This is a genomic window from Acidiphilium sp. 34-64-41, from assembly GCF_002282635.1.
Classification (GTDB): Bacteria; Pseudomonadota; Alphaproteobacteria; order Acetobacterales; family Acetobacteraceae; genus Acidiphilium; species Acidiphilium rubrum.
Window position 1 is genome coordinate 1 of record NZ_NCJX01000088.1, and the last position, 11025, is coordinate 11025.

Below are 11025 nucleotides of genomic sequence, written 5' to 3' on the forward strand. Positions count from 1 at the left end.
CCAGCCAGCCGGATCAATGAACTCCTACCCTGGATGATCGACCAGAAGTCCTGACGTCCTGCCCAAAACTAGGCCAACGGCCTCTGGCGGACGCTTACCCTGGTTCGTCGAACCCAACGCCATCAGCGTCACCGTTGAAGGCGGGGCGGTGCGCCTGAGCGGCACGGTTCACTCACCGCATGAACGCAACCTCGCGGCGACCACGGCCTGGTCGGCACCGGGGACCATTACGGTTGACAATAATATTACAGTTTCGTGAGTGTGGACAATGACGAGGCAAGTATAGCGGAGAGTAAAAGTAAGGATCTTCTTTTTTGTGAACAAAAAAGAAACAAAAAAACTTTATTCGTTTGGGTCATGCTGGTGGGAACGCCTGTGGCTCAGCGTTGATGAAAGAGCGACCTATGGAAAATCCTGATACCACGATCGCCATTTTCGACGATCACCTCGCCGCCGATGCCGCCATCAAGACACTCTCCCGCGGCGGCTTTGCGATGAAGCAACTCAGCGTCATCGGCAAAGGCTACCATACCGAGGAAAACGTCGTCGGCTTCTACAATACCGGCGATCGGGTGCGCTTCTGGGGCCTGCGCGGCGCGTTCTGGGGCGGTCTCTGGGGGGTGTTTTTCGGCGGCCTGTTCCTGTCGATCCCCATCGTCGGCCATGTCGTCGTGCTGGGCTATCTGGCCTCGATGGTGTTCTCCGGCGTCGAATCCGCCGCGGTGGTCGGTGGTCTGAGCGCGCTCGGCGCCGCGATGTATGGCATCGGCATTCCGAAAGACAGCGTGATCGAATACGAATCCGCGCTCAAGGCCGATCATTTCCTGGTCATGGTGCACGGCACGCCAGCGGAGACGATCCGGGCGCGCGCCATCCTGGGCCTTGCAAAACCGCTGCGGCTTGATGTTCACACCGGCGTGAAATTCATCGCGCCGCCGCAAGACGTCACCATCCCGGCCTGATGCCATGCACGCCATGATGCTGAATGCGCTCCACCAGCCGCTCGACTATATCGAACTGGTGGACCGGCACCCTGGCCCCGGCCAGGTGCGCGTCGCGATCGCCGCCTGCGGCGTCTGCCGGACCGATCTGCACGTGGTCGACGGCGAATTGCCGCATCCACAGGTGCCGATCATCCCGGGCCATGAAATCATCGGCAGGGTCGATGCGCTGGGCGATGGCGTGCGCGCCTTGCACATTGGCCAGCGCGTCGGCATCCCCTGGCTCGGCCACACCTGCGGCACCTGTCCCTATTGCCGCGCCGGCCACGAAAACCTGTGCGACCACCCGCTGTTCACCGGCTACACGCGCGATGGCGGCTTCGCCACCGCAACCATCGTCGATGCTGCCTACGCCTTCCCGCTCGGCGATGCCGGCAGCGACGCATCGCTGGCGCCGCTGCTCTGCGCCGGGCTGATCGGCTGGCGATCGTTGAAAATCGCCGGCGAGGGTAAAAAACTCGGCCTCTACGGCTTCGGCGCGGCCGCGCATATCGTTGCTCAGATCGCCCGCTGGCAGGGCCGCACGGTCTACGCCTTCACCCGACCGGGCGATGCCGCCACCCAAGCCTTCGCCCGCTCGCTCGGCGCCGTCTGGGTCGGCGGGTCTGACGAGATGCCGCCCGATGCGTTGGACGCCGCGATTATTTTCGCCACTGCCGGCGAACTGGTCCCCGCCGCGCTGCGCGCGCTCCGCAAAGGCGGCCGCGTCGTCTGCGCCGGCATCCATATGAGCGATATCCCGGCGTTCCCCTACAGCCTGCTGTGGGAGGAGCGCCAGATCCTGTCCGTCGCGAACCTGACGCGGCAGGACGGGCTCGAATTTCTGCGCCTGGTGCCGGAAATCGGCATCGTCACCCGCACCACCACCTACCGGCTGACCGAGGCCAATCAGGCCCTGGCCGACCTACGCGCCGGCCGCTTCGAAGGTGCCGCCGTCCTGATCCCCTGACCGCGCGCCAACGATCCGCCCCGGCGAGACCAGCCAGATCGCCGCATTTTCCCCCAGCGAGCGCAATTGCGCCCGATCGGTCGCGGTGCAGAACACCTGGCTCGGGCTTCGCTGCAACGCCTCACCCAGAGCGACGCGATGCGCCGCATCGAGGTGGACGAACGGTTCATCGAGCAGCAGCACCGGTGCCGCGCCGCGCAGCGAGGCGATCAGCGCCGCGTGCGCCAGCACGATCGCCACCAGCATGGCGCGCTGTTGCCCGGTTGATGCGAAGGCGGCGGCAAGCCCGCTGCCGGCATCCGCCAGCAGCAGATCCGCGCGCTGGGGCGAGACCGCGGCAACCGGTTCGGCCCGCGTGCGCGCATAGAGCCGCCGCAGCCAATCCTCCACCACGATCGCCGGCTCGATGGCGAGGCGCGCCCCGATCGGGCACTCCAGCGCCAGCGTCGCCGCCGGAAACGGCGCGAATGCGCCGCGCGCCAGCATCGCGTTGACCCGCGCGATCAGATCGAGCCGCGAGGCGGTCAGGGCGGCGGCGTGGCGGGCCATCGAATCCTCGATGGTCGCGAGCCAGGCGGCATCGGCGGTGCCTTGTTCGATCTGGCGGTTGCGATTGGCCGAAGCCGCCTCGAACGCCGCGACCTCGCTGGCGTGGGCCGGGGCCAGCGCCAAGGTCAGCCGGTCCAGAAAGCGCCGCCGCGCGCTGGCGCCTTCGGTGAACAGCCGGTCCATCTGCGGCGTCAGCCACACGCAGGCGAACGCGGCGGCGGCCGCGGCAGCGTTGACCGGATCACCATCGAGCAGGATTTTGCGGCGCTCGGCACCCGCACCGTCGATCCCGGTACCGAGCGTGAAACGCCGCCCGGCATCGGTCAGTTGGGCGGCGACCGCCCAGCCGCCCGACGCGCCGCGCCGCGCCAGTTCGGCAAATTTTGCCCCGCGCAGCCCGCGCCCCGGCGCCAGCAGTGAAATCGCCTCGAGCAGATTGGTCTTGCCCGACCCGTTCGGCCCTTCGAGGGCCACGATGCGCGAGTTCGGCCGGACATCGAGCGAGGCGTAGGAGCGGAAATCGGTCAGGCGGAGGGTGGTCAGCGTTGTCATGGGAGAAGGAAGCAAGGACTTCTTTTTTTGAAAAAAAAGAAGCAAAAAAACTTTTTGACGCTGGGCCTGTGACGGTTCAAGCGCCCATGCCCCAGATCAAAAAAAGTTTTTTGCTTCTTTTTTTCAAAAAAGAAGCGCTTCCTCCCCTCGCACCGCCGCGCGACCGCTAGACCCGCATCGGCATCAGCACGAAGATCGCGCTCTGATCGCCGGCTGCGCGCACCAGCGTCGGTGCCGCGCCATCGGCGAAGCAGAATTCGACATGGCCTTTGATCTGTTCCGTCACATCGTTGAGATAGCGGGCCTGAAACCCGATTTCGAGCGGCGTGGAGCTGTATTCCACCTGTTCGCCATCCAGTTCTTCCGAGGCGGTACCCTGATCCGGGCTGGTGGCCGACAGCACCAGCAGATCGCGCGCAACCGAGAGTTTCACCGGCTTGTGGCGCTCGGCGGTAATCGCGGATACGCGCGCCACGGCGTTGGAAAAATCGTTGGTATCAACGCGCAGGATCTTGTCGTTACCGACCGGGATGACCTTGCTGTAATCGGGATAGGTGCCGTCGATCAGCTTGCTGGTCATCCGCATGGTGTCGAGCGTGAACTGAATCCGCGTCTCCGACAGGGCAATCGCGATCTCGCCGGTGACATCCTCCAGCAACTTCCTGATTTCATTGACGGTCTTGCGCGGAATGATCACGCCGGGCATGCCCGCCGCGCCATCGGGCAGCGGCTCCTCGACGCGGGCGAGGCGGTGCCCGTCGGTCGCCACCGCGCGCAGCACGGCGGCGCCATCGGATTCGGCGGCGTGCACGTAAATGCCGTTCAAATAATACCGGGTCTCTTCGGTCGAGATCGCAAACCGCGTCCGGTCGATCAACCCGCGCAGCGCCTGCGCCGGGATCGAGAACCGGTGGCTCAGCTTGCCGGCATCGAGCTTGGGGAATTCATCGGTCGGCAGCACCACCAGCTTGGTGGCGTAGCGCCCGGCGCGGAGTGCCAGCGGCGCATCGCCGCCCGGATGGTCGAGCTCGACCTGGGCGTGCTCAGGCTGGCGTCGCACGATTTCATACAGCGTTGCCGCCGGTGCGGTGACCGAGCCATCCTGCGCCGCCTCGACCGGCACATCCTCGATCAGCGCAATCTCCAGATCGGTCGCGGCGATGGTCAGGCGGCCTTCCTTCACGGACAGCAGCACATTGGCGAGGATGGGGATGGTGTTGCGCTTCTCCACCACGTTCTGAACATGGGCCAGCGCCTTGAGGAGCGTGGCGCGATCCGCCTTGAGCTTCATGCGATCCTTCCAGTCATCTTGCCGGGCGTCCGAGTCGGCCGGTTTCGTTGCATAGCCCAGATCGGTCATAAATAGAACCGCCCGCACCATCATCGAACTGCAACCAATCAGTGGGTGACAAGGGGGGCATTGCGGGTTATGGCGGGCCTGTCAGGTTCGCAGGGCCCGGCATCAGACCGACATCGTCAATTCTTTCAAGCGGATCTGCTCATGACCAGCATCGCCCCGCCTGCCCTTGTGCATGGACGCCGCCTGCCCAACGCGTGGGACATCGCTGCGATTCTGCTCGTGATGGGCGTGCTGATCGGCGTCGTCAGCGTCGCGCGCGGCACCCTCGCGCCGCTCGCCGCCGCCCAGGCGACCCATATCCATCTCGATCCCGCCTACCTGCCGGGCTACGCGGTCCGTACCACGCTGCGCATGTTCGCGGCGCTGTTCCTCTCGCTGATCTTTACCTTCCTGGTCGCGACGCTGGCCGCCAAAAGCCGGCGCGCCGCCATCATCATCATCCCGGTGCTCGACATCCTGCAATCGATCCCGATCCTCGGGTTCCTGTCGGTCACCGTGCTGTTCTTCGTCAATCTGTTTCCGGGCCAGCAGCTCGGCGCCGAATGTGCCGCCATTTTCGCGGTGTTCACCGGCCAGGCGTGGAACATGACGTTCAGCTTCTACCAATCCCTGACCACCGAACCATCCGATCTCGATGAAGCGTGCCGCAGCTTCGGCCTTTCGCCGTGGCAGCGCTTCTGGCGGCTCGATGTGCCGTTCGCCGTTCCCGGCCTCGTCTGGAACATGATGCTGTCGATGTCGGGCGGCTGGTTCTTTGTGGTCTATGCCGAGGCGATTACGGTCGGCAACACCACGTTCACCCTGCCGGGCATCGGCTCCTATGTCGCGGTCGCGCTGCAACGGCGCGATCTGCTGGCGATTTTCGAAGCCGTGTTCACCATGCTGGTGGTCATCCTGCTGTACGACCAGCTGCTGTTCCGCCCGCTGGTCGCCTGGTCCGACAAATTCCGCTTTGAAACCGTGCAGACCGCCTCGGCCGGCGAGCCGTGGGTGCTGAAACTGCTGCGCCGCACGTTTATTCTGCGCGAGGCCGCCGGGTGGCTGGGCGATCGTGTCGCCGTCATCGGCCGGCTCCGCCTCGGCCGCGCCGAACGCACCTTCGCCTCGCTGAAAGTCGGCAAGAGCTCGTCCAAACTGGGCGATGGCGTGTTCTACGCCGTGGTGATCGCCGCCGCCGGCTATGCGTTCTGGCAGGTGACGACGTTTTGTGCCGCGCATCTTGCCTGGTCCGATCTGCTGACCTGCGTGATCGATGCGTTTTTCACTTTGGCGCGCGTGCTCGCCGCCCTGCTGATTTCCTGCGCGATCTGGGTGCCGGTCGGCGTCTGGGTTGGTCTGCGGCCGAAGGCGACCAAGCTGGTCCAGCCGGTCGCGCAATTCCTCGCGGCATTTCCGGCCAATCTGCTGTTTCCGCTGGTGGTGGCCGGCATCGTCGCCTTCCATTTGTTGCCGAACATCTGGCTGACGCCGCTGATGGTGCTGGGCACGCAATGGTATATTCTGTTCAACGTCGTCGCCGGCGCTTCCGCGCTGCCGGGCGACCTCAAGGAGGTTGCTGCCAGTTTCGGGCTGCGCGGCTGGCTGCGCTGGCGCCGCCTGATCATTCCCGGCATCCTGCCCTATCTGGTCACCGGCGCGCTCACCGCGACGGGGGCGGCCTGGAATGCCTCGATCGTTGCGGAAGTGGCCTCGTGGGGCAAGACCACGCTGGTTGCCAAGGGCCTGGGTGCCTATATCGCGCAGGCCACCACCGCCGGTGATACCAGCAAGATCGTGCTGGGCGTCGCGGTGATGTCGGCCTTCGTGCTGAGTTTCAACCGGCTGGTCTGGCGCCCGCTCTATGCCTACGCCAGCCGCCGCACCAATCTCGGATAGGGGATTTCATGGATCAGCAAGTTACCACCCATACCCTGCTCGAAGTCAGCCATTGCCGGCAGGCCTATCCGAAAGAGGCCAATAACGAGCTCATCGTGCTCGACGATGTCAACGTGCGCCTGTTCGAGGGCGAAATCGTCGGTCTGCTCGGCCGTTCGGGGTCGGGCAAATCGACCCTGCTGCGCATCATCGCCGGCCTGTTGCGCCCGACCAGCGGCGATGTCACCTGGCAGGGCAAGCCGGTTCGCGGCCCGGTGCGCGGTGTCGCGATGGTGTTCCAGAGTTTCGCGCTGTTCCCCTGGCTCTCGGTGCAGGAAAATGTCGAAATCGGCCTCGAAGCGATGGGCGTTTCTCGTTCGGTGCGCGAGACCCGTGCCGAGGAAGCGATCGACCTGATCGGCCTCGGTGGCTATGAAAGCGCCTACCCCAAGGAGCTTTCGGGTGGCATGCGCCAGCGCGTCGGTCTTGCGCGTGCGCTGGTCACCCACCCCGATCTGCTGCTGATGGACGAGCCGTTTTCGGCACTCGACGTGCTGACCGCGGAAACCCTGCGCACCGATCTGATCGATTTGTGGTCCGAGCGTAAGCTGCCGGTCAAATCGATCCTGATGGTCACCCACAACATCGAGGAAGCGGTGCTGATGTGCGACCGCATCCTGGTGTTCTCGTCCGATCCCGGCCGCGTCGCCCATGAAATGACCGTGCCGTTCGCCCATCCGCGCAACCGGCTCGACCCCGCCTTCCGCCAGATGGTCGATGATATTTACGCGGTGATGACAAGGCGCAAGACCCCGGCCGACCTGCGCGCCGCCGCCGCCAAACCGACCACCGGCTTCGCAACGCCGCTCCACCCGATCGGCACCAATCTGATGTCCGGGCTGATGGAAACCCTCGCCGCCGAACCCTATAACGGCCGCGCCGACCTGCCCGCGCTGGCCGCCGTGCTGCAATACGAGGCCGATGAACTGCTGCCGCTTGGCGAGACGCTGCAATTGCTGCATTTCGCCGAACTCGAGGAAGGCGACATCCGCCTGACCGACCAGGGTCGCAGCTTCGTCCACGCCGATACCGACGAGCGCAAGAAAATTTTTGCGGAGGCGGCGCGCAGCCATGTCAAACTGGTCGCCGCGATCCGCCAGGTGATCGACGAACGCTGGAACCATCGTGCCTCGGCCGTGCGCTTCCGCGACGAGCTGGAAGACCACATGTCGCCCGAACGCGCCGAGGAGACCCTGCGCACCGCGATTTCCTGGGGCCGCTACGCCGAATTGTTCTCATACGACGAGGAAGGGCAGCAATTCAGCCTCGAGGATATCGAGGAGGAATAAGCCCGCCTCGGCACCGCGCTGCCACCTTACCGAAAATTACAAAATCCGGCCTGGAAACCGCCAAAACGTCAGCCCAGCTTTGTCACACTGTCGTGATGGAGCAACAATGTCGCAACCTTTGATGATCGTGGGCGCGCCGCGCTCCGGAACCACTTTCCTGTGTCACGTGCTGAACCAGCACCCGGATATCGGGATCACCAACGAGGCGCGGGTGTTCGCCGACCTCAAGCACCGGCTCGATCCCGCTGCGGCGCGCGATGATCTGATCGGTCAGGATTTCCAGGCCGAGTGGCGCGATTTCCAGCGCCGCCATGCCGGTGCCACGATCGAGCGGTTCTACCGCGAACAACTCGGCATCAGCACAAGGATCTGGGGTGATAAACACCCGCCCTATGCCGATCCCACCCTGCTGTCCGGCCGCACCGAGGCAACCCCCATTGCGCCGCCATCGGGCTCCTGCCTTGAGCTGATCGCGGAGGTACTGCCGGCAGCCAAATTCATCCACATCCACCGCCATCCCGCCCGCGTCGCCCGCTCGCTCGCGCGCAAGGGCTGGATCGGCAGCTACGAGGCCGGCCTTTCCATCTGGCGGCAATATGTCACCGAAATCCGCCGTTTCCTCGGCGATCTTGCGGAGCATCGCCACCTTACCCTCGCGCACGAGGATCTGATCGACAACGCCGATCGCGCGGCTGAGGAGATCGCTTCGTTCCTCGACCTCGCTGATCGGGGGCCGCTTGCGCGCTTCCTGCACGCGCAACGCCGCAAGCCCACACCGTTCAGCGATCCGGTGAGCGAACTCGGCGCTGCTCGATCCGCTGCGACCCGTCGCGATGAAACCATCGCGGTCCGTACGCTCGGCAACCTCGCTGCCCAGTTGGGCTACGCGACCCCGTCCCACGCGGCTGCCTGAATCGCCATCATGCGGAAGATCGGATAACCCGGCGTTAATCTTTGCTCCTTAGTGTGAACCGCATAGCGGCAGAAGTAAGGATGACGCCACGTGCTTTTGAAACTGAACGTTCGACATAAGCTTTACCTGACCGCGGCGATCAGCCTGGTCGGCTTCGTCTGCCTCTGTGCCTTCGCGCTGCATCTGCTCTATCGCACCATGCTGGCCGACCGGATCGCCAAGACCGACTTGCTTGCGCAAATGGCCCGCTCGGTCGCCGCCTCGATCTACCAGCGCGAACAGGCCGGCCAGATCAGCGAGGCCGCCGCCCAAGCCAAGGCCGAGCGGATCATCGGCCAGATGAGCTATGGCAAGGACGGCTATATATTCGTCAACAACAGCAAAGCGGTCCGCATCGTTTTCCCGCCCAATCCGAAACTGGTTGGCCAGAACACCTGGAACCTGCACGACCCGGATGGCGTGTACCTCAACCGCGTGATGGAACGGCGCGCCGTCGCGGGCGATCACCGGCCCACCTTCTACCGGTTTCCCAAGCCCGGCTCGAAAACGCCGGTTCAGAAAGTCGCGATGGTGGAATATTTCGCGCCATGGGACTGGGTGATCGGCACCGGCATCTACCTTGACGATGTGCAACATGATTTCGACGCGCTGCTCTGGGAGTTTGCGGCTTTTGCCCTGCCGATTCTGCTCCTGATCTTCGGCGTCGCGTTCTGGTTATCGCGCAACATTGCGCTGCCGCTCTCTGCCCTTGCCGTGCAGACCGGCAAACTCGGCACCGGCGCGCTCGACATCACGATCGACGGAGTCGGGCGGTCCGATGAAATCGGCACCCTTGCCACCGCGATCGACCGCTTTCGGCTCGATGGGCTGGAGAAGCGACGTCTGGAAGCCGAAGCGACCGAAACCCGCCAGCTGCGCGAGGCTGAACGCGCCCAGCAGGAGAGCCTGCGGACAGCCATGAACAGCCAGCTTGGCGCCGTGGTCAGCGCCGTCGCCGGCGGCCTGAGTCGCCTCGCCGATGGTGATCTGCTGCATCGCATCAACACCCCATTCGCCGCCGAATACGAAAAACTGCGCGCCGATTTCAACGATGCGGTCACGAGGCTGCACGCCACCATGACCGACGTCTCCGGCGCGACCAATACGATCCGCGCCGGTTCCGGCCAGATCGCCACCGCCTCGGACGACATGGCACGCCGCGCCGAACAACAGGCCGCCAACCTTGAACAGACCGCGGCCGCGCTCGACCAGATTACCGCCACTGTCCGCCGCACCGCCGAAGGCGCCGTTCAGGCCCGCAAACTGGTGCAGACCGCGCGCGATGATTCCGAACGCTCGGGTGATGTCGTCGGCCGCGCGGTGGATGCCATGACCGGCATCGTCCAATCCTCCACCCAGATCGGCAATATCACCGGCGTGATCGACGAAATCGCGTTCCAGACCAACCTGCTCGCCCTCAACGCCGGCATCGAGGCCGCGCGCGCGGGCGATGCCGGGCGGGGTTTCGCCGTGGTCGCCTCGGAAGTGCGCGCCCTGGCACAACGCTCGGCCGATGCCGCCAAGGAAATCACCTCGCTGATCAAAATGTCCGGCAGCCAAGTCAAGACCGGCGTCGAACTGGTCGATGAAGCTGGCAAAACCCTCAACCGTATCGCAACGCAGGTCTCCACCATCGACGGCATCGTCGCCGAGATCGCCGCTTCGGCGCAGGAGCAATCCACCGGCCTCAGCCAGATCAACACCGCGATCAACGCGATGGATCAGGCAACCCAGCAGAACGCCGCCATGGTCCAGCAATCCACCGCAGCCGCTAGCAGCCTCGCGGGCGATTCTGACCATCTCTCGAGCTTGATCGCCCGGTTTGCTCTGGCCGAGCAGACCAAATCGGGCCGCCCGCCATCGCTCCAGCGGGCGTAGCTGGTCCTAACCGACCTTTACGCCCTTCCAGAACGCGACGCGGCCCTTGATCGCGGCCGCGGCGGCCAGAGGCTCGGCATAATACCAGGCCGCATCCGTATTGGTCGCGCCGTCCACCGCGACTGTATAATAACTCGCGGTTCCCTTCCACGGGCAACGCGATGTGGTCGCACTCGGCCGCAACGCCTCGGCGCGTACCGCATCGAGCGGGAAATAATGATTGCCCTCGACCACCACGGTATCGCTCGATTCCGCAATCACCGTTTCGTTCCAGATAGCTTTGACCATGAATGTGTCTCCTTGCGACCGCTGCATGAAACGAAATCGAAATAGCGGCGTCAAGGCCGGTGAAAATTTCTAAAATTACGTTCGATTTTGGTTTACTTTCGGATTGGAAACATTTTAAGGTCGCGACTACCACAATTTGGAGCGATGCTGATCATGGCTATCATCACATGTGAAACCGGATGGAAGGGTACGTCAAACCGTGCCTATCCGGTTGACTCAGACACCCACTAGGGCTAGTGGCCCCCGCCATGGCGGCCATTGACATTCACCAGCGTGACGAACTGGCTTTTCCC

Annotated in this window: 11 protein-coding genes; 8 read left to right on the top strand and 3 right to left on the bottom strand. The window is 64.1% G+C overall.

Features of this window, described 5'->3' with window-relative positions:
- The first annotated feature begins 58 nt into the window (after positions 1-58).
- The 3 genes from B7X49_RS18855 to B7X49_RS15175 all read left to right on the top strand — a co-directional run bounded on the left by B7X49_RS18855 (position 59) and on the right by B7X49_RS15175 (position 1950).
- Complete coding sequence (locus tag B7X49_RS18855) at positions 59-259, top strand: BON domain-containing protein (RefSeq protein WP_353737239.1); 201 nt, start codon at positions 59-61, stop codon at positions 257-259.
- 145 nt (positions 260-404) lie between these two features.
- On the top strand, positions 405-962 hold the full coding sequence (locus B7X49_RS15170) for a DUF1269 domain-containing protein (RefSeq protein WP_286704989.1): 558 nt from the start codon (positions 405-407) through the stop codon (positions 960-962).
- A gap of 4 nt (positions 963-966) precedes the next feature.
- Positions 967-1950: a zinc-dependent alcohol dehydrogenase family protein gene (locus B7X49_RS15175; RefSeq protein ID WP_286704988.1), complete on the top strand. Its 984-nt coding sequence runs from the start codon at positions 967-969 to the stop codon at positions 1948-1950.
- Here the strand turns inward: B7X49_RS15175 and recF are convergent.
- A complete protein-coding gene (gene recF, locus B7X49_RS15180) occupies positions 1906-3051 on the bottom strand; it encodes a DNA replication/repair protein RecF (RefSeq protein ID WP_286704987.1) in 1146 nt (381 codons plus the stop codon). The genes B7X49_RS15175 and recF overlap by 45 nt on opposite strands.
- On the opposite strand from recF, the gene B7X49_RS15185 reads away from it, so the two are divergent.
- Positions 3045-3221 carry a hypothetical protein gene (locus B7X49_RS15185; protein ID WP_286704986.1) on the top strand — a complete coding sequence of 59 codons (177 nt, stop codon included), beginning with the start codon at positions 3045-3047 and terminating at the stop codon, positions 3219-3221. The two genes, recF and B7X49_RS15185, sit on opposite strands and share 7 nt — an antisense overlap.
- Here the strand turns inward: B7X49_RS15185 and dnaN are convergent.
- Positions 3218-4342, bottom strand: a complete 1125-nt coding sequence (gene dnaN / locus B7X49_RS15190; protein WP_029310954.1) for a DNA polymerase III subunit beta — start codon at positions 4340-4342, stop codon at positions 3218-3220. The two genes, B7X49_RS15185 and dnaN, sit on opposite strands and share 4 nt — an antisense overlap.
- 210 nt (positions 4343-4552) lie before the next feature.
- Between dnaN and B7X49_RS15195 the strand changes: the two genes are divergently transcribed.
- The 4 genes from B7X49_RS15195 to B7X49_RS15210 all read left to right on the top strand — a co-directional run bounded on the left by B7X49_RS15195 (position 4553) and on the right by B7X49_RS15210 (position 10444).
- Complete coding sequence (locus B7X49_RS15195; protein WP_286704985.1) at positions 4553-6286, top strand: ABC transporter permease subunit; 1734 nt, start codon at positions 4553-4555, stop codon at positions 6284-6286.
- An 8-nt stretch (positions 6287-6294) separates the two neighbouring features.
- Positions 6295-7614, top strand: coding sequence for an AAA-associated domain-containing protein (locus B7X49_RS15200; protein WP_029310956.1), 1320 nt, complete (start codon positions 6295-6297; stop codon positions 7612-7614).
- A 106-nt stretch (positions 7615-7720) separates the two neighbouring features.
- Positions 7721-8527, top strand: a complete 807-nt coding sequence (locus B7X49_RS15205) for a sulfotransferase (protein WP_286704984.1) — start codon at positions 7721-7723, stop codon at positions 8525-8527.
- A gap of 90 nt (positions 8528-8617) precedes the next feature.
- A complete protein-coding gene (locus tag B7X49_RS15210) occupies positions 8618-10444 on the top strand; it encodes a methyl-accepting chemotaxis protein (protein WP_286704983.1) in 1827 nt (608 codons plus the stop codon).
- 6 nt (positions 10445-10450) lie between these two features.
- On the opposite strand, the gene B7X49_RS15215 is transcribed toward B7X49_RS15210, so the two are convergent.
- Positions 10451-10732 (bottom strand): DUF427 domain-containing protein, encoded by a 282-nt coding sequence (locus tag B7X49_RS15215; protein WP_286704982.1) that lies wholly within the window; start codon positions 10730-10732, stop codon positions 10451-10453.
- Between the last annotated feature and the right edge of the window lie 293 nt (positions 10733-11025).